Annotated in this window: 13 protein-coding genes and 1 pseudogene; 4 read left to right on the top strand and 10 right to left on the bottom strand. The window is 46.6% G+C overall.

Features of this window, described 5'->3' with window-relative positions; translation table 11 throughout:
* Window positions 1-187 precede the first annotated feature (187 nt).
* Together ACXAGX_RS05005 and ACXAGX_RS05000 are read left to right on the top strand one after the other, a co-directional pair.
* A complete protein-coding gene (locus tag ACXAGX_RS05005) occupies window positions 188-748 on the top strand; it encodes a gluconate 2-dehydrogenase subunit 3 family protein (protein ID WP_474836979.1) in 561 nt (186 codons plus the stop codon).
* Complete coding sequence (locus ACXAGX_RS05000; RefSeq protein WP_474836977.1) at window positions 736-2,445, top strand: GMC oxidoreductase; 1,710 nt, start codon at window positions 736-738, stop codon at window positions 2,443-2,445. The genes ACXAGX_RS05005 and ACXAGX_RS05000 overlap by 13 nt, the downstream gene beginning before the upstream one ends.
* 82 nt (window positions 2,446-2,527) lie before the next feature.
* Here ACXAGX_RS05000 and ACXAGX_RS04995 read toward each other — a convergent pair whose 3' ends face one another.
* The 4 genes and pseudogenes from ACXAGX_RS04995 to ACXAGX_RS04980 all read right to left on the bottom strand — a co-directional run bounded on the left by ACXAGX_RS04995 (window position 2,528) and on the right by ACXAGX_RS04980 (window position 5,700).
* Window positions 2,528-3,442: a hypothetical protein gene (locus ACXAGX_RS04995; RefSeq protein WP_474836975.1), complete on the bottom strand. Its 915-nt coding sequence runs from the start codon at window positions 3,440-3,442 to the stop codon at window positions 2,528-2,530.
* 144 nt (window positions 3,443-3,586) lie between these two features.
* A complete protein-coding gene (locus ACXAGX_RS04990; protein ID WP_070123995.1) occupies window positions 3,587-4,129 on the bottom strand; it encodes a hypothetical protein in 543 nt (180 codons plus the stop codon).
* A 249-nt stretch (window positions 4,130-4,378) separates the two neighbouring features.
* Window positions 4,379-5,257: pseudogene (locus ACXAGX_RS04985) on the bottom strand (M24 family metallopeptidase); the annotation flags it as partial.
* Between the two features lie 83 nt (window positions 5,258-5,340).
* Window positions 5,341-5,700 (bottom strand): DUF2750 domain-containing protein, encoded by a 360-nt coding sequence (locus tag ACXAGX_RS04980; protein ID WP_474836973.1) that lies wholly within the window; start codon window positions 5,698-5,700, stop codon window positions 5,341-5,343.
* Window positions 5,701-6,119: 419 nt separating this feature from the next.
* Between ACXAGX_RS04980 and ACXAGX_RS04975 the strand changes: the two genes are divergently transcribed.
* Entirely contained in the window at window positions 6,120-7,055 is a 936-nt protein-coding gene (locus ACXAGX_RS04975) for a LysR substrate-binding domain-containing protein (RefSeq protein WP_474836971.1), read from the top strand.
* 80 nt (window positions 7,056-7,135) lie between these two features.
* Here the strand turns inward: ACXAGX_RS04975 and ACXAGX_RS04970 are convergent, their stop codons facing one another.
* Window positions 7,136-8,692: a phage tail sheath family protein gene (locus ACXAGX_RS04970; protein WP_474836969.1), complete on the bottom strand. Its 1,557-nt coding sequence runs from the start codon at window positions 8,690-8,692 to the stop codon at window positions 7,136-7,138.
* Between the two features lie 272 nt (window positions 8,693-8,964).
* Between ACXAGX_RS04970 and ACXAGX_RS04965 the strand changes: the two genes are divergently transcribed.
* Window positions 8,965-10,194: an N-acetylmuramidase domain-containing protein gene (locus ACXAGX_RS04965; RefSeq protein ID WP_474836967.1), complete on the top strand. Its 1,230-nt coding sequence runs from the start codon at window positions 8,965-8,967 to the stop codon at window positions 10,192-10,194.
* A gap of 166 nt (window positions 10,195-10,360) precedes the next feature.
* Here ACXAGX_RS04965 and ACXAGX_RS04960 read toward each other — a convergent pair whose 3' ends face one another.
* The 5 genes from ACXAGX_RS04960 to ACXAGX_RS04940 all read right to left on the bottom strand — a co-directional run bounded on the left by ACXAGX_RS04960 (window position 10,361) and on the right by ACXAGX_RS04940 (window position 19,485).
* Entirely contained in the window at window positions 10,361-13,477 is a 3,117-nt protein-coding gene (locus ACXAGX_RS04960) for a glycoside hydrolase family 2 TIM barrel-domain containing protein (RefSeq protein WP_474836965.1), read from the bottom strand.
* A gap of 81 nt (window positions 13,478-13,558) precedes the next feature.
* A complete protein-coding gene (locus tag ACXAGX_RS04955) occupies window positions 13,559-16,330 on the bottom strand; it encodes a TonB-dependent receptor (protein ID WP_474820675.1) in 2,772 nt (923 codons plus the stop codon).
* A 611-nt stretch (window positions 16,331-16,941) separates the two neighbouring features.
* Entirely contained in the window at window positions 16,942-17,466 is a 525-nt protein-coding gene (locus ACXAGX_RS04950; protein ID WP_474820673.1) for a RidA family protein, read from the bottom strand.
* Window positions 17,467-17,484: 18 nt separating this feature from the next.
* Window positions 17,485-17,883 (bottom strand): c-type cytochrome, encoded by a 399-nt coding sequence (locus tag ACXAGX_RS04945; protein WP_474820670.1) that lies wholly within the window; start codon window positions 17,881-17,883, stop codon window positions 17,485-17,487.
* An 18-nt stretch (window positions 17,884-17,901) separates the two neighbouring features.
* Window positions 17,902-19,485, bottom strand: a complete 1,584-nt coding sequence (locus ACXAGX_RS04940) for a flavin monoamine oxidase family protein (RefSeq protein WP_474820666.1) — start codon at window positions 19,483-19,485, stop codon at window positions 17,902-17,904.
* Window positions 19,486-19,862 lie beyond the last annotated feature (377 nt).

The following is a 19,862-nucleotide window of genomic DNA, read 5'->3' as shown; positions in this document are numbered from 1 at the left end:
TGTTAATAATCAAGTCCGGTTAACGTTCAATCCCAGATTCATCGTTCCGAAGATAAAATGTTTCTATTTTCAGTAACCTTATTACGATTTATCGTTAAGCATTCCAGTCTGAAAAAATCGTGGTAACTTTGTTATTGTTTTGTAACAAAACTGTTCCTTACAATGGCAGTTCTACAAGGTAACCACCATGGATAGAAGACAAATTTTAAAATATGCAGCAATGCTCACTGGCACAGCACTGTGTGCTCCAGTGACTGCAACGATGTTATCTGATTTAAGTAGACTTTCAGATAACGCTTCTGCCTCACCCAACCTGACGTTTTTTGCCGCTGATGATTTCCAGCTGTTAACACAAATAATGGATACGATCCTACCTAAAACCGATAGCCCGTCGGCTTCAGATGTTGGGGCTAACAAGATGATTGATCATATGTTTTCCGTTGTTTTCGAACCTGAGTATCAACATAAGTTTAATGGGCAATACAAAGCTCTGCGCCAATTCCTTGAATCAAATAACTTCTCACGACTATCACCAGACCAGAGAGGTAATGTTTTACGTCAGTTAGAGCTAGGTGAGAAGCAAAGTGAAGCTTATTGGGCATATACAGATATCAAGCAGCAAACAGTGGCTTATTACCTGCTCTCGGAACAGATTGCAGAACACTATTTAAATTATTTGCCAATTCCTGGTGAATATAAGCCGTGTGTGTCGTTAGCGACATTAGGCGGCAAGGCATGGGCAATATGAAAATGAAAAATAATAAAAACTTTGATGCGATTGTCATTGGTTCTGGTATCAGTGGTGGATTTGCTGCCATGGAATTATGCAATAAAGGTTATAAGACACTGGTACTTGAACGTGGGCGCATGGTTCAACATGGGCAGTATCCTACAGCTCATATGGATACCTGGGATTTGCCTAATCTCAATAAAGTCTCTCTCGAAGAAAAACAGCAACATTACCAAAAACAGGACAGGCTGAATTGGTGGGTTAATGAAGACAATAAGCACTGGATAAACAAAGACGACGAAAATCCCTATAACGAAGATCAACGTTTTGACTGGATTAGAGGTTACCATGTTGGCGGTCGTTCCATCATGTGGGGACGACAATGTTATCGCTGGAGTGATATTGATTTTAGCGCCAACCTTAATGAAGGTGTGGCCGTAGACTGGCCAATTCGTTATGCGGATATCGCTCCCTGGTATGACTACGTAGAGACATTTGTTGGCGTAGCTGGTCAGGAGGAAGGACTTAAACAAATACCTGACGGTATATTTTTAAAACCTTTCCAACTTAATTGCGTTGAGCAAAAGATGCGTGAAGCGGTAGCAAAACGCTATCCCGAAAGAGTTGTGACGCCAGGCCGTGTCGCTCATCTGACCGAATACAACCCTGAAGTGCATAAAGGCCCCAGAGGACAATGCCAGAGCCGCAACCGTTGTTGGCGTGGATGCCCTTTCGGTGGCTATTTCAGTAGTTTATCCTCTACGCTGCCTGTCGCCGCCGAAACCGGCAATCTAACCGTGCGGGCAAACAGTATCGTTATGGAAGTTGTGTATGATGCCAAAACGAAAAAAGCCAGTGGGGTAAAAGTTAAAGATGCTGAAAGTGGTGAAGTTATTGTGTTCAATGCACGCGTCATTTTCTGCAATGCCAGTACGGTAGCCACAACCGCTATTTTGCTTAATAGTCGTTCGGATACTTTCCCTAATGGTTTGGGGAATTCAAGTGGAGAGCTAGGTCACAACTTAATGGATCATCACTATGGTATGGGTGCATCTGGCACACTACCGGGTCATGAAGATGATTATTACCAGGGGCGCAAGCCTACAGGTTTTTATATTCCTCGATTTACTAATATTGATGAGCAAAGCAAACAGAAAGAATATATTCGTGGTTTTGGTTATCAGGGTGGTGCTATGCGCGTGCAGAATAATCCGCACGGTTTAGTTGGCGAAGAATTAAAAGCAGAAGTCTTTAAACCCGGACCTTATCGTATTGGCATGACCTGTTTTGGCGAAATGTTGCCATATCATGAGAATCGAATGTATCTGAACTTCAACCAGCGGGATAAACATGGTTTACCAATGGTCACCTTTGATGCCAAATTACGTGATAACGAAATGAAATTGCGTGAGCATGGGGTTAAATGCGCGATTGAAATGCTGGAAGCCGCCGGCTGTGTGGATATTACGAGTTACAATAGTTTAACTGCTCCGGGTGCATGTATTCATGAAATGGGGACTGCGCGAATGGGACGAGATCCAAAAACCAGCGTGTTAAATAAATGGAATCAAATGCATGATGTTTCAAATGTATTTGTAACCGATGGTGCTTGCATGACCAGTTCAGGTACACAAAATCCAAGTATCACCTACATGGCATTAACCGCGCGAGCCGTGGACTATGCGCATAAGCAAATTCAGCAAAACAAATTATAGATTGCTGATGTTCCGAAAAGGCAGTGTCAGCCCCGTGGAAACGTGCCTAATATTGGGCGAATGTAGCGTTGATGGCCTGCCTCTACTCACTATTTTCCAGCGCCTTCTTCAGCCATTCTGGCAACTTTCGATCTTCAGCGGGTTTCACCCTGTAAAGTTTGAAGTTGCCATGGGCGATTAAACGTTCAGGATACCGCTCGAAACGTTGTTCGAAATCGCCTTCAATGACATCTCGAACTGGATAACGAATGGTGATTTTAGAAGCAAACAAGCTGCCTTCGAGCTTCGTGGAAAGTTCACCGTTGTTTTGCGTTAGCCATTCAGGTTTAAAGTACATGATTGCTTTATGAGAATTGCCGGTAGAATACACGGTGAGCACGGCATTTTGATCAGGCTGATAATTCAGTGTGACCAACTTCAGCTTTTCTTCGTTGGCAGTCTCGAGAATACCCATCCAAAACCCAAACCGATCCGTTTTGTGTTCTGAAATAGTTTGCTCTAACGCGCCGGATTCTGCTGCAATAAACTGTTGAGGTGTGGGAATTGCGTTCAGTTTTTCCAGTTTATAGGCCGAAGCCAGCAACGTGCCGGTTTCAACTTTTATTGATTCGGTTACGAAGAAACCGGTAGTGGACGGGACCAACGTTATTTTTAAAGGCAGTTTCTCTCTGGCAGAATCGGTACGAATTGTACAGCCGAATTCGTCGCACGAAACATCCTTGTCAGAGAACGATATGGATTCCTGGGTTTCCATTGCCGAAGCAATTTTGTATGACGTGAAGCTATGGGCTTTATTTTCATTAATTGTCAGAACATGAAACTCGCCAAATTCGCGTTTTATCCCTTCCCATTGGCCAATGGGTAGATACTGATTGCGGGTAGATTTCAGCGCCTCCAATTCAGCCCCAGACTGGGTTTCGGCGGCAGTATGCGTAGTCGTTTGGCTGGTGCAGGCAGTCATTACCACCAAGACAAATAGTATCAAAAAGTATTTCACAATCACTCCCTGTGAATATTGATGTCTGTGCGAGACGCAATGCTAAAGATAGCGAAGATAAAAGTTTCGATGAGTGGCAGGAGGCTTGTATGCGCTCGTTCAGCCAGCCTTGCGACAGGCTAAACGCGCTTAGGCATACACTTATTATAGTGCGTGCTCTTCGGTTATACGGGTAACATTCGCGTTACCATCTTCAACCCGTTTAATCACCTTTCTTGCCTCGACAATGTATTTTTCGGGTACAGGCTTAGGCTTCGACTCGTCTTTTGCAATAGTGGTCATGGTCTTCCACTCAGCAATTCTGTCATCCAATGCATCAGCAGCCCCCAGAATAATACTCCAGCCTGTCAGATTTAATTTGAGATAATAGGTTTTGCCCGCTTCAATATTTCCTTGAGCAACTGCCCACATATTCTGTAGCTCCACCATGAAAAGGTGCTCGCCAGGCTCGACTTGATATTGAAGTAACTCACCAGCACCTAAGGTGCCGACAAAGCTTTCACCGTCCCACACTTCACTTTTCGCGCCATCGCCCATGAAGACCGAACGACGAACAAAATTTACCGTTGCTTTATCTTCTTCCGGCTTGTTCTGAAACGCCACCTCTTTCATATTCCCCAAACCCGCACAGCCAGCGAGGTTAAAAGACAATAATACAAAAACAATAATTCCAATTTTCTTAAACATGCTAATCCCTGTTGTAAGCCTTTGATTTTATTTTTAATCACGGCATTAGTTTACTTATTTTTCGAATACGCCGAAGAAGAATAAACGTAAAATACAGCTAGCACAAGAAAGCAAAAAACTAGCCTAGCACTGCCTCAATTTACCTCATCCATTAGTTTGAATTTTGTTTTCGCGTATCGCAAAGGGCGCGGCACTGCATGCCCTAGCCCTTAGTGCCCGCTGTGCATCACGTAGAAAGCTAACCTTATTTTATTCCGAACGAATTAAATGAAAATCGGTTTGTCTGCCGTCGATATATTCCACTTTATCACCGTCGAAAAAGGCGTCTTCCTCCAGCATTATTCTAATTTCTTTATTCCACTCAGGTACGAAAATAGCTGCATTCAGCTCAATCGAAAATGCCGTGTTGGGATATAACGGATAATCTCCCACTACCGGCAAACCTTCTTGCGCATCCCACATTCCTATCGTTGGGCCCGCTGCATGCCCATGAAAGCCAAGAGGATGTGTGTATACCGAAGGTTTGATGCCCTCACTGATTGCCTGCTGCCGGGTGCGTTTCAGAATTTCATTGCCTGAGCGACCCTGCTTAAAGTTGTTGATAAGCAGCGTTTGCAAACGATTAGCATTGGCGAGCGCTTTTTGTAATCCCTCTGGGGCTTTTGTTTCACCCGGCTTTAGCACATAGGCATGTTGCTGCTGATCGGTATTAAGACGTAGATAAGTAATGCCGAAATCTACATGGAGTAGGTCGCCAGGCTGAATCACAGACTCACTGCCTTCTTCACTAAACGTTTCTATCTAGTCAAACTCGGCATTGTCAGCCCGCTGAATAGACACTGAAGGATGGAACCAATTACTCACCCCCAGTTTGGTACTTTGATCGCGAAACCACCACACAAGGTCGTCAGTGGTGGTTTTTCCCGGCGTGACGACTTCGTTTGAAAACGCCGTGGCAATGAGTTGATGACCAATAGCCGCCAACTGCGGGTAAATCTGCATTTCAAGGTCACTGCGGGTTTCCAGCCAGCCTATGGCCAGTTTCTCCGCCGACACCAGGCGTGAACGATACTCGGGTGATAAAGCCTGGGTCAGCTGTTGTTTTTCAGTAGACGACATACCATCTGCGCGTTTAAGCGCAAGCTGAACTTCATGACCGACTGAACGACTAAAATGAAAAAACGCAGCCGAAGCTGCGTTTAATACATCGTTTATAGTTTTTCTATCTCAGCCACCATCTGACTGAACTCGGCAAGTTCCACTTCCAGGTACTCGCCACCATCGCGCCATTCCACACCGATAACTACATTGTCTTCTGCCAGATCTTCCATCCAAAACTCCAGCCAGTCTGAAACCGAAATGGCTTTAGGCACATAGTCCTGCCATTCGTCGGTGCAATGTTCACGGGCCAGTTCAGCGCTTGACCACAGCGGCATCACGTCAGTGTTTTCGTAGTTTACTGAGTCGACAATTACCCAGCCTTCGCTGCTCTTGTCCTGCAACGCCCATACTTCCTGCGTTTCCTTAACCTGTGCCATAAAATCGGCTGAATCTGCGTGCTTATCTGTCATGATGAACTCTGGGTAATGAATAAGGCAGCTATGATACGGCTTGCTAGCCTGTTAGGCCAGATATTCGCGCTACACTAGCTGATTAAGTCGACCAGAGTTGGTCTGCTCTCGGTTACTTCATGCAACTCCACTGTGATAAGTTCAGCTTATTGCCAATTAACTGTAACCAGCATGAAAACCTGCTTTGTTTTGATTCTGTCGAGCTTGCATTTTCTTCTTTAGTATTCTTTAGTTCAGCTTGTGTTGGCTCGGGCTCGCATTCAGCTCTTTCAACTACATTAACCATGGTCATTCTCCGTGTAGATTTTAACCACAGTGTTGCGTTTATCGCTGTACATCACCAACGATAAAACCTAAGCTAAATTATAAGCTGATCTTATATTAATAAACTCACATCACTGGAATACTTTTACTAGCCTATGGATAAACGATTACGCTGGCTGAACAATCTTGCTTGCTTTGAAGTAGCGGCACGCCACCAGAGCTACAGCAAAGCTGCCGAAGAACTCTTTATTTCGCAGGCAGCGATAAGCCAGAAAATGCGGCAGTTGGAAAGCAATCTGAACGTGAAGCTTTTTGCACGTCAGGCAAAGAAAATGGTGCTTACCGAAGCCGGTAAGACGTTGTTTTCCGCCTGTCAGAGAGGATTTACTGAACTGATCCATGGGCTTAATCAGGTTGAAGAAGCGCCCCTTGATGGTGAGCTGACTGTAAGCTCCACACAGGCATTCTGTGCACTCTGGCTGGTCCCTAACCTCTTCGAATTTTTCAGTGAATATCCGGGAATTAATATTAATGTTCAGGGCTCGAATCGCATTGAAGATCTACGCGAATCGCAAATTGACGTAGCAATCCGCTTCAGTACCTCAAGTACGCAGCTCAAAGACGAATCACTGGTGGTAGAAAAAATAGATGAAAACGCAGTTTACCCAGTCTGTTCTGTAAAGTTTTATGAAAAATATGCCTTTAAATCTGCGAGCGATTTTAAAGCTGCAAGGTTATTTAGCTTGGCCTACGAAAACAAAGTAGATTGGGAAAGCTGGTTTGAACATGCAAACGTTGAGATAGCCGCTAATGAACTGAAAAAAATCGAAGTTACCTCAAGCGATCTCGCACTAAGTGCAGTACTTGCAGGCCACGGTATGATGCTGGCTTCCGATATCATGGTGGGTGAATACGTGAGAAGCGGCGAACTCGTTATCCCCCTCAACCTGCCCCATCCGATTACGTGGAAATCGCATCTTGTTTACTCAAGAAACAATCCTAAACAAAAACGAATTGCTGCATTTTGTGACTGGGTAAAAGCGGAACTGCCAAAGGAAAAGGTGATCTCAGACTTTTCTGTGCAGAGCTGACGCCTCCTCATCTTACTAAAACTTGGCATCGCTTTCAGACAGGATTTCGACTGATAGTTTCCGGTACCAACGAGATTTTGCTATTGGCGTTTCAGCTTTAATTTTATGCGCAGAACCAAAAATTCGGCCGGTTTGAATGGTGCGAAACCTACCTGAATGATGACTAATCCACGGTCTACATCTGTCTGTGTCATCGTCTTACCCAGCCCACACTCTACAAAATAGACATCATCAATCGAACTTCCCTGAAAGGCTCCAGCCCTGAACAATCCGTCCATAAATGAAGTGATACACTCGCGGAGTGAACGCCACAGTGGAACATCGTTTTGCTCAAATACAGCCCATTGAGTGCCTGAATAAATACTCTGCTCAATAAATATTGCGGTGCGTCGCACTGGAAGATATCGCCACTCAATTTCAGTACTACTGGCTAACGTGCGGCTTCCCCAAATAACAGGCCCATAGCCTGATAGATCTCGTAAGCAGTTAATACCCCTCGCATTGAGTGCACTTTGCGCCTGTTTTCCAACTAAGTACTGTAATCCACTTACTCTAAGAGTGGTTTCTACGCCAGCTGGCGCTTTCCAGACTCCCTGGCTACTATCCACTTTTCCCCATATGGCTGAAGCAACTGCTGCTGGGGGAATGACCACTTTCTTGCTGGCGGCTGGATTTTCCTCACTATGATAGCAGGGGTTAGCCACAGTAACCCAAGGATAGTAAAGAGCCGAATAATCCGACTCCGGGAGATTTAACCGCTGTACTTCGTCCGGAGTATTGAGTTCTGTGTCCGCAGGCGGATCAATTATCACCATGCTGGCCATCCTGGTATCACAATACTCGATAGTCGAGGCAATAATCTCATTCCGGGTGCCATCCGCAGGCCATTGCTGTCCCGGTAAAACAATAATAGAAACATCACTATATTTGTGAAGTACTTGTTCATAGAACGACCGGTAAACTTTGGCTGACGGGACACTCTGTGCTCCGTTCGCTAACGCCGAAAACGTCGAAAATCTTGATGTACCAATTGTGTCCTGATTTGGGGGGAGCGCCGCCCGATTAAGTACTCTCACCTCAACAAGCGCTGAGCTTTCATTAACCACCCTTTCCACAAAATTTTCTTTCGCAGGGTTCATACTAAGTTTGCGAAATATCTCTTTGGAAAGTGGAATAAAATCATGTCCGGAGCTCTCCATACCGAGATGAAGCTCAAATAGCTCGTCGTCATGGGCAACAGCGATTCGCAGTAGATTGCTCCAGCCCCCTTTACTTGTAGCTTTGACTTCCAGTACGTCTGTATTGCCGTTTTGCAATACGACGCTTCCAGCCAGCGGACTATGAAATGCCGTATCTTCCATAACTCGGCAAATATAGGCTGCTTTACCGCCATTCTGATAAAACGCCCAAACCGCCAGTGCCATTTCATCTTTCTCACTGCTAACGCCTGAAGACCGGGAATATTCTCCAAAGTAGCGGATATACTCATGCCACGAGTGAATTCGTGTCGGTATATTTTCGGGCCCTCGGTAGGCTTCACCAACAAAAGCAACTGTAGAAGTGGAAATCGCTTTAATAGGCTTGACTTGGCTCGTGATCTCTTCAACGTAGACATCGGGACGACGGTACTTTGGCATAGTAAATCTCCGTCAAATAAATTGACTTGAACTTAGAGAATCGATGCGGTTAAAACCAGACAGCGGCTATCAGATTGTTTAAAGCTGAATGTTCATCTCGAACTGCTTTCCGCTTTTCAGAACATCGAATTTTAGTAATACCACAACACAGCCCTTTTTTTGAACAAAAATTAAACAGATGCATTTTACACTTTTAGCTGATACATTTTTAACCAGCCAGAAAGCAGTCGGCTTTTTATTACGGAAAAAGCATAAAGGACTGTGGACTAACCATGTATTACACATCAGAAAGCCACCTGAAACCGGTTAATGACATCTCGCGAGTTTCCGGCACTGTGAATACACCGAGGCTCAATGTACGTGCCGCGCCGTCACTCAGTGCCCCACGTCTGGCTACACTGCATCAGGGAGCCTCGGTTAAAACACTGGCAATACTTGATGGCTGGCTGGAAATCGAATTTAACCACCAAACCGCGTATGTTGCCGCCCCCTATGTTGATCTCACCTATTCTGCCTCTGGATACTATGCCTGCGTGAGCGCAACACTGCTAAACGTTCGAGCGGGGCCAATGGCGACGGCAAACCGGCTTGGTCAGTTGGCTAACGGCAGTCGCATCTGGGTTGAACGCCCCCTTCAGGGATGGAGCCAGATTCGATTCAACGGTAACCGGGGCTATGTTGCCAGTGAATATATTACACGGGATGATCGATCAGTTAGCGATAGCATTCCCACAATTCCTCTTACAGACCGCGATGACGTCACGCCCGACATCGTCCTCAAAAGGAGCGACAATGCCCCTCAGGCATTCATGAAACCGCCGGTGATTTTACCCATTACGGGTGACGGTACCTCCCGTGCGGTGGCCAGCACATGGAATCGCTTTGGGGCTTTGCTCCTAGAGCTATGCGAACAGAAAAATATCAGTACAGGTGCCGCCGTAGCGGTTCTCTGTGTGGAAAGTTCAGGTAAGGGATTTGAGCAGAATAACAGTAACAGAATGATTATTCGATTCGAGAATCACAAGTTCTGGCGGTACTGGGGGAAGTATAACCCTGAGCAGTTTCGTCAGCACTTTCGATACCGGGATGACAGGGTATGGCTGGGTCACGAGTGGCGAAAAGGGCCCACAGAAACCTGGCGCACATTTCATGGCAATCAGATTGCCGAGTGGGAGGTGTTCGAATTCGCCTGCATCCTCAATAAAGAAGCCGCCATGTTATCTATTAGTATGGGCGCACCTCAAATCATGGGTTTCAACTTCGAACGTACCGGTTATCAGACTGTCGTCGAAATGTTTAACGCTTTTTCTTCCCACGAACAATTTCAGATACGGGGACTCTTCGATTATTTCTCTTCATCGATGCTGAATTATCTGCGAAACGAAGATTTCACCGACTTTGCCAGCATGTACAACGGGTCTGGACAGAAAGCCGTGTACGGCGAGAAAATTCGCAAACACTACACCGTAATTAATAAGTTACTGTCACAGGTAAATACCTGACAAAGAGGTTGCCATGAAGGTATTTTCTTTCATTAGCGATTTTTTCGAACCTGCCGTTTAAAACCTAGCAAGGCCCGCAGAGAAGTCAGATAGCTCAGCCTTAGGCTAGAATAAAACGGGTACGAGATAACTCTGCAATTTCCAATACCCGTTTTCTACTAGCAGATTACTCGACCACTGGTTTCAACACAAAACTATACTGATAATCCCGCCACGGCAGCGTATAACGATACAGTGGCGACTCGCCCCAGGAATTGGTGCCTCCTACCCCGCGCTGACGATAATCAATGTACAGGAAGGTATTATCGGTTTGCGGGATTTGATAGCTGTGCAGTCCCAGCTTTTTAAACTGGTCATAATCGAACAGATCATCTTTTGACAGGTTAAAGCCAATTGTAGGTTCTCCGGAAACCCGGAACGTTTCTGCGCCTTTACCGCTAAAATCAGCCTCGTACACGAACGATCTATGACCGTTTTCCTGGGGACGGGCATATTCGTGACCCAGTTGCTCAATATTGCGGGTATAACGCCCGAACATGGCGGAGTGATGGCGGTCACGGTAGTTCTCGTGAGGACCTCGGCCAAACCAACTGACGGTATCGTAGTTTGGCAACAGTTCCACACGATATCCAATGCGCGGCAACTCGGGGAATTTCTTGTGTGCGGCCGCGTAGAAATTCACACTCACTTCTAAGGTACCGTCTCCGGCAATGGCATATCGGGTAAAGTAGCGACTTTCCAATGTCGGTAATGCATGCTCCGTGTTGATAATAACCCGGTTGCCTTCCGTCGAACTGGAGATAGACGTCAGTTTGGCAGACTCGTACAGCTTCTGGTATACCTTCGCCTTCTCAGGATATTTCTCACCAAAATCGTTATCTGTAGGCGCACGCCAGAACCAGGGCACCATGGGTGATGCAAGCTGCTTGTCACCATTTGCAGTCCACTGGCTGAGCCAGCCGCTTTGCTTATCGAACGTATACGTTTGCTTGCCGGCTTTCACAGTAATGGCACCAGACGCCGTATTCACGGCAGGCAACTGACCTTCACCGAGAGACGGTGCCGCTGCCATGGCGTTGATTGCCAACGGAAGCTGTTCGGATGCTACTGCGACATCGGCAGCCTGCAGTTCATTTTTCTGTTTCGGGTAGAACCGGAATGTCAGGTAGTAACGCTTGCCTTCCTGTGTTTTATTGCTAAAGGATGGAAGGGTAAACGTGCCGGACTGCTGTGGTTCGATATCAAGATTTTGAATATCGCCCTGAGCAATAATGTTGCCGTTTTCTTCCAGCGCCCAATTCAATGTCAGGTCGTTCAGAGAGGTGAAATACCGGCGGTTAAATACCTGGATCTGACGTTCGCCCTTACCCGCAAAAGACACTTCCACATCCTGATAGACATACTTCACTTCTTCTGCATGAGGGTGCGGCTCGCGATATGCGTTCATCACGCCATTCGCACTGAAATTCTCGTCGTGATACACGCCTTCTGGCTCAAAGTCACCGCCATAACCAAGGAAAGTGTTACCGTTCTTGTCCTTAGTCTCGATGGTCTGATCAACCCAATCCCAGATAAACCCACCCTGCAGCGCCGGATATTTACGGATCAGTTGCCAATAGTCATAAAGTTCACCCACTGAGTTGCCCATGGCGTGTTCGTACTCGCACAAAATCATTGGGCGAGTGGGATCAGAGAGCGCATAGTTTTCCATCAATGGAATGGACGCATACATTTTGGCGAACATGTCGGTGTGGGACTTGGTGCGTGCCTGATCAGACATGACCGGACGGTCGGTGCGGGTTTTCAGCCAGTGATATAACTGCTCGGTATTTGGACCGTCGCCGGTTTCGTTGCCGATAGACAGGATCACCACCGCGGGATGATTTTTGCTCGCTTCATACATGTTGCGAACGCGATCGAGAAAGGCGTCTTTCCACAACGGGTTATTCACGATGTGCTTTTTGGGATCGTAGTTGCTGTCTGTGGCACCGAACGCGTGGGCTTCCTGATTAGCTTCATCTACCAGGTATAAGCCCAGCTCATCAGCCAGTTCATACCAGGCAGGATTGTTTGGATAGTGAGAATTTCTTGCTGCGTTGATGTTGTGTTGTTTCATCAGCAAAATATCGCGGCGCATGGATTCACGGGAGATCACATGACCGGTGCGCGGATCATGCTCATGGCGGTTTACACCTTTAATCAACACCGGCTTGCCGTTAATCAGTACGTTTCCGTTTTTCAGCTCACTGCGACGGAAGCCAATTCGCTGCCAGGCATACTGTGCGGTATCACCTTCCCCTGCGGTGACCTGCAGGCTGTAAAGATTTGGCGTTTCAGCTGTCCATTTATCAACGCCCGGAAGGGTTGCTGAAGCGACACAATCGGCACCTTCACCTTGCCCCTGCCAGACCAGCTTCTCATTTTTGCCAAATAGCTGGTAACTGACATTGCAGCTATCCATTACGTCGCCAGAGCCGGTTTGTACGTCCGTCTTAAGAGACAACACACCCTGTTCGTAGCTGTCATCCAGTGTGGCAACCACTTCAATATCGCGAATATGTTGTTCAGCAGGTGTGCGATAAAGATACACGTCCCGTTCAATGCCCGACAATCGCCACATATCCTGGAGCTCAAGATAGGTGCCGTCTGACCACCGGTGTACCTTTAGCGCAATCAGGTTATCTCCACTTTTGAGCTTGTCAGTAATATCAAATTCAGCGGCGGTTTTCGAATCCTGGGAATAGCCCACGTACTTGCCGTTCACCCAGACAGAAAATGACGACTTAACCGCACCGAAATATGCAACAACTCGGTCACCAGCCCAGTCCTCCGGCACGGTCACATGCTTACGATACAAACCCGTGGAGTTATTCTCTGACGGAATCTCACCGGAAGGGGTTTCGGGGCCATAATCCAGACGAATATTTACATAGTTGGGGTAACCATAGCCGTTCAATTCCCAGTTACCTGGTACTGGAATTTCTCCCCAGCCTTTTTCAGCATAATCCGGCTGCATAAAATCATCAGGGGCAGCTTCTGGATTTTCCGCTAATTTAAACTGCCAGGTGCCATTCAACGACAAGTAGTCGTTGCTGTCCCAAGGCGTGCTAACAAACTTTCCTGGATTATCAGTAAATGCAAAGAAATGGGCGCGGGGATCAAGGCGGTTCTTTTGTAAAACTTGTGGGTTTTGCCAGTCAGGTAATTCGCTGCTCCCCGTCTGAGCAAGGGCTGCAGTCGAAGGCGTTAGCACTGTACAGAGTATAAGGAATCTTTTAAACATAACTATCCTGTCAGAGTTGCAGAATGGGAAAATGACAAAGACAAGCGCACTGCTGCGCCTGCCTTTTTCTAGTCAGAAAGCTTAGAAACTGGTGCGAACACCGAGGGTGTAGCGTGCGCCGTTATCGATCATCTGAATGAACTGTTCACTGTAACGACCATGACGACGTAACTCTTCACCTGTCACGTTGATACCTTCAACGAATACAGTGAGGTTCTCATTGATGTCGTAACTGGCGCTTACATCGAACTGGCCATAGGTTTCAGTAAAACGGGGCTCGGTTCCGCCAAGAGGACTCACCAGATCCTGCATGAAGCCTTCACGATTGTTGTAGGCAACACGTGCTTGCAGCGGGCCTTGCTCGTAAAACAGAATGATATTCTGCGAATCACCCAACCCTTCCAGTGCAAAAACCTGCGTGTTGTCTTCACTGTCCAGTGAAGCGTCACTGTTTACGATAGTGGCGTTAGCCTGAATACCAAAGCCGCTTTCGAAAGTATGTAACCAAGCAATCTCAAGACCATTCACATCAGCCGTTTCGCCGTTATCAGGCAAACGTACAGTGAAATCGTACGGACCACTGGCCAAGTTTAGCGTGCGGGTTTCAAACGATGCCACTATGAAGTCTTCAACTTCTTTCTTGAACGCGGCCACAGACAAGTAACTGGTATCGGCGTAGTACCATTCCAGTGACAAATCGAAGTTAGTCGACAGGAAAGGTTTCAAGTCGGCGTTTCCAGAGTCTGCCTGCAGGTTATTCGGACGGGTAACAGACACATTGAACACTGGCACCAAATCACTCATGGTAGGTCGGGTGAGGGTTTCAGAGAAACCAACACGCAGCATCAAGTCGTCGGTAAGATCCATCTTCGCGTTGATGTTTGGCAGCAAGTTGGAGTAGCTATTTGATTCAGCAATCGGCACCCCTTCACTGGTAGCATAAACATCGCTGTAGTCTGAAGGATCGTTTGGCACCGGAACCACGTCTAACAGTTCGCGACCATAACCAGTGGTAGTGGTATCTGTCTCGCTGTAGCGTAAGCCAAAGTTAATATCCACAGGCATGTCGGAGATCAGCAAACTAAAATACATTTGCGCATATAGGCTGAGTACTTCTTCTTTCACAGAGAATGAACTGCCAGCGAGTGAGGGACTATTCAAACCTTCAGCGTCTACGATTGCACGAACTTCATCGAAGGTTTGCCCAGTATTGTCAGCAACCTGCTGAATCGCATCGTCAGAGATTGCGTAATCAAAATAGGCTTCCGGATCGTAAGCAATCCATTGTTGGCTGGCATTTGAGAAGTAGTTCTGAGGCGTGTAAATATACAGAAGCTCATCAGGAATATCTGTCTGATAGCCGCAGTACACATTACATAAACTAGACGTCAGGCTGTTGTTGTCTTTGCTGCGATCCTGATAGTACGCACCAAATTCCATTTTAGAGAATGCGTTATTTGAATCAGGTAACCAGGTAAAATCAGCACGATATTCGTTGATGGTATCTTTGATGTCGTAACCTTCGCGGTTGGTTACGTGCATACGGCCTGCCGGAATATCGGTTAACGCATCAGAGCCACCTTCGATATTGATGGTTGGTGTTTCACCAGAAAAATCGAGACTGTAAGCGTTGTTGTAGCCCACCACGGTGAAATAGTTATTGCCACCGCTATTGTTCTTCGCCGTTGATGTAGATACATCGAAGTTAGCCGTAAAGTAGTCGTTTACCAGCCATTCGTAATTGATACCGTAGGCCTGAATCTCCACATCACGGGCGTCGCTGCTTTGAATGAAGTCGGTCGCGCCACCTACACCGTTTACCAGTGTACTGTCGAGAGATGTTACCGAGCCATTCTCGTTAACCACAACGTTATCCAGGTTACTGTCTGACAGCCAATGCCCTACCGTATTCCTGCGGGAGCCCACTTCAAATTTGGAATACAACGCATCAACTTTTAGCATCATGTCGTCTTGAGGGGCATACTGAACCACCACATTTCCACTGGTGCGCTGACGGTCACCAAGATCGACGATCTGATCAAAGTTCTGCGGCACATATACGCCATTAAACTGGTCATTTTCAGCGTACTGCGGGTCGTCTACCTCTGAACGGTTAGTCAGGCTGACATTCGATCGCCAATCTCGCACCTGAAGGATGTTAGTTTGCGCCTTCCGTTTTTGCAGGGAACCCGCGACAAGTACGCCTAATTTATCATCCATAAACCGATTGGTGATCAGGCCAGAAATTTGCGGCGTGATCTCTTCTGAGATTTCTTCATACATGCCCTTGGCACTCGCAGCGCCTGCGAACCCTTCAAAATCAAACGGATTTGCTGTTGTTACATTTACGGTAGAGCCGATACCGCCGGCTTGAAGAGACGAGATAGGGCTCTTATAAACATTAGCGCCACTGATGAGCTCTGCCGGCAAGGTGTCGAAGCTAAACTCACGCCCCTGATTCTCTGTCGCGATTTGTCTGCCGTTAACCAAAACGGTATTAAATTGAGGCCCAAACCCCCGAACCGTAATGAACTGACCTTCACCACCACTTCGGTCAATAGCGACACCAGTGATACGCTGAAGGGATTCAGCAACGTTCTGATCAGGGAACTTACCCAGATCTTCCGCAGAAATACCATCAGATACGACATCCGACGCCTTCTTGTTGAGCATGGATTCTTTAAGTGAGTTTCTGAAACCACGTACTTCAATGACTTCGGTGTTTTCGGCTGTCGCTTCTGTACTCTGTGCCATCGCTATTGATGTATTGAGTGACGAAACGATTGCTAAACATAGTGAACTTTTAAGAAAAATATTTTTTTTCGTGAAACCGGTATTTCTGCTCTCAGTCATGTCTGTCTCCTTTCAGGGCATCCGCGCGCCCCGTATCCTTGATTTGGCCGTTGAATAAATTGCAAATTTTCCATAACCAAACGTCACGATGCTTAACTACGACTCAAAGTTAAACGTTTACCCTTGCAACCCTGTTTTCTCTTGTTTTTATTGTTTCGAAAACGGTGGTGCTATTTTAGCCGTGACGTTACCCAACAAAAATATTTATATATATCAGTAGAATAAGTTATGAGCACAGCGGATGTTACCGCCATTGGAGAGGCGTTAACTCCGCTACACTGGTCTTGCAAATCCAAGGTTAAACGTTAAACCTTAGACGAAAGTATACTAAGGTAACGTCAAGCATATGTAAACAGAATGTTTACATGAGAATAAAATAAAACATTTATACCAACAATAACGCGTAATGTTTAACAAACTGTATTGTCTGGTACGGCTTACTGGCAGGTTTGTTTAATGAAAAGGAGGTTGATGAACAGGCAAGTTCAAGAGACTGAAATCGAGGATTTTTATAACGGACAAGTGGATTGTTAGGAAGGGAGTAACTAGCGAGTTGAGCAACGAAAAAAACTCGCTTCATTGTGAAGCGAGCTTTTTGCTTTTACATATGATTATTCTGGACGAACGGCTGTCACTTCAATTTCTACCAGGTAGTTAGGGTTTGCCAACCCTGCTACTTGCAGCGCAGAACGTGAAGGCAGGTTAGGCTGCTCGTCTGTGCCAAAGAACTGCGTGTAACCGCGCATAAAACCAGCGAAATCCATCTTACCATCCATTTCCGGATCGCCAACCAGGAACGCTTGCATCTTAATCACATCCCCCATGGTCAGGCCAAGGCTTTTCAGGTTTTCATCGATGCGTTTCATCACGCTCACGGTCTGCGCTTCGGTATCACCGTAAGCTTCACGCGTACCCGCAGGGGCATCAGGAAAACTTACTCCAGGCACAGAACCACTTAAGAAAACGATTGTACTGGTTGCTGGCACTTCAGAGGCGCGCAAAATGGGGAAGTCAGAGCCAATCAAGCCATGACGGATAACGGTTTCTTTCGGTTCAGCCGTCGCTTCGGCTTCGCTACAGCCAGTGTTAGCAAGTGCTGCAGTAAGTAACAGTGGGGCAATCAATAGTTTATTCATTTTATGTGTTTCCTGATATTAACGTTTGGCAATTATTTTTACATCGTCTGCGCTAACTTTATCGGTAAAGTTATTGCCGAAATGGGTACGTGTGTAATTCACCACCTCAGCAATTTGCTCATCAGACAGATATTGTTTTAGTGCGGGCATACCGCCCATTCCGTTGCTCACCATAAAGGTAACGTAAGCACCGGCGCTCAGTTTTGGATTATTAGCCAATGCAGGATAGCGACCTGCGCCTTGCGCTCCTTGCGCTTCAGACATATGGCACCCCTGGCAAATTGCATGATAGAGCTCGTCACCAGACGCTTCTTCAAATTTATTCCCCAGTGAAAAACCTGCGTCATCGGTTGCCAACGCAGCTGCGCTAAGCGAAAACAGGCCAGTTACCACTAATGCTTTAATTGAAGATTTCATTATGTGTTCCCTTTTATTTTACGCAGCGGTTGCTACCGCTTTTTTGTGTAATCGCTTAATGGCATCGTGGGCGGAGGAAATCGCCCCTTCCTGCCAGGCAGGAAGATGTGAAGCATGCTCACCGGCCAACACCAGTCGGCCATCAACCTGACACAAGTTATCGTAGTGCTGCTCGCGCTTCTCTTCTGTCCAGGCGCCAAAGCAGCCTTGAGTCCATGGCACACGGTGCCAGCCAACCGCAATACCGTTGTTAAACTCTTCAGTGTATTGAGGGTGAATTTGCTTACCATATTCCACTGCTTTCTTAACCCGTTCTTCCGGCGCTAATGAGGTGAATTCAAAAGCATTCGGCCCCCAAACATAGGCGCCAAGCAGTACGCCCTTACCTTTATCGTAATACTTCGTGCTTGGGTAACTGATGTTGGTGATGGGTAAGTCGGTATAAGACACGCCGCCGAAAATGGCTTCGTCCTGTTCCCAGAAGCGACGATTAAACTCGAGGCCCACTTTCACCGATGATGCATAGGGCACCGAGCGGATAGCAGTCTGCATTGCGCTGCTCGCTTTCACTGGGATCTGTGAAAGTATGGAAAGCGGAATCGTGCACACACACCAATCGGCTTTCGCTGTTTTAGCCACGCCCTGGTGTTCATAATCGACTGTCACGCCCGTATCGTTTTGATCTATCTTGGTAACGCGTGCGTTGTATTCAATCAAGTCACCAACGCGTTTCTCAAAGGCTTTTGCAATATTGTCCATGCCACCGACGGGTTGGAAGATGCTGCTTTGAAATTCAATGTCTTGCCCGTTTACGATGAATTTCCACAGGTCTGACTGTAGCAAGGCACTTTGATCTATAAGGTCACTTGGCTCGCCGTTGCCTGACAAACCACCGCCCGGTGGAATGGCAAATCCGCGTCTTAGGCTGGTTTCATGAGACTTTTGATACTTTCCTTTCTCATTCAGCGCCCCCCAGTGCCGCAGTGATTCAAACAGCTTTTCACGATCTTCAAGACTCAAAGAATCGTCCAGTGCATTCTGATTAATGGTCTTTGCCAAAAGCTCAGCAGCATAGCCTTGATAATCAGCTTGAACCGTACGATACCGTTGCGGCTTGCCGCCAAAGGCCTTGGTGGAATGCACCAGTGCGTTGTAGTTCACCTGAATGAAGGGTTCGATGGCAATATTGAATTCATTAATGTAAGACATCACGTGATGGTGGTGGTACGGCACACGCCACGGACCTGGGTTGATGTAGTTGCCTTCCGCAAATTTACATTGCTGTGTTGCGCCACCCAGTTCGGTATAGCTATCGCCTCCCCGTAATGTCCAGCAACGTCCACCAGCACGTGAGTTAAATTCGAGAATTTTTACTTTATAACCCGCTTTTCGTAATTCATAAGCTGACGTCATTCCAGCGACGCCCGCGCCCAGAACCAGTACAGTCGCGCCTTTTTTAACGCCACTTAAATTTAATGAACCCGGGTGTGAAGACTCAGCTGCGAAGCCGAGGGATGTCATGGCCTGATACATGGCCCCGGCTCCCGCCGTCTTTCCGATCCAGCCTAATAGCGCCCGGCGGCTCATACTATGATTGGTCATCGAAAATACTCCTCGTGATGATCAAATTACTCAAGGTCGGGCTTTAATTGCACTGTCAGTACCAGCTTTAACTTCACTGAGTTTAAACAGCAAAAAATCGCGATAATTCGTCGATATGTAAAATTTATGAAAACAGGAGCCGCAATTATTTGGCGTTGTGCACAAATCAATCGCATGACTGCACTTATTCAAAGCAGTCATTGCACAATAAATGTGTTACGCATCGCGCTGATTTGGTGCGCATGACGCACCTATGCCATGTTAAGTAAAGACGTTGCCGATATATTTGAGAAAACTAACCGAAGCAGGAGAGAGAAAAATTTATAAAAGCAAATAGCAATTTAGTAGTTTAAGGAGCATGAATATTGCACGTCACT

This window comes from Alteromonas sp. ABV4_515, from assembly GCF_056160345.1.
The sequence above is the reverse complement of the archived record's forward strand: the minus strand, read 5'-3'. Positions and strand labels throughout refer to the sequence as shown.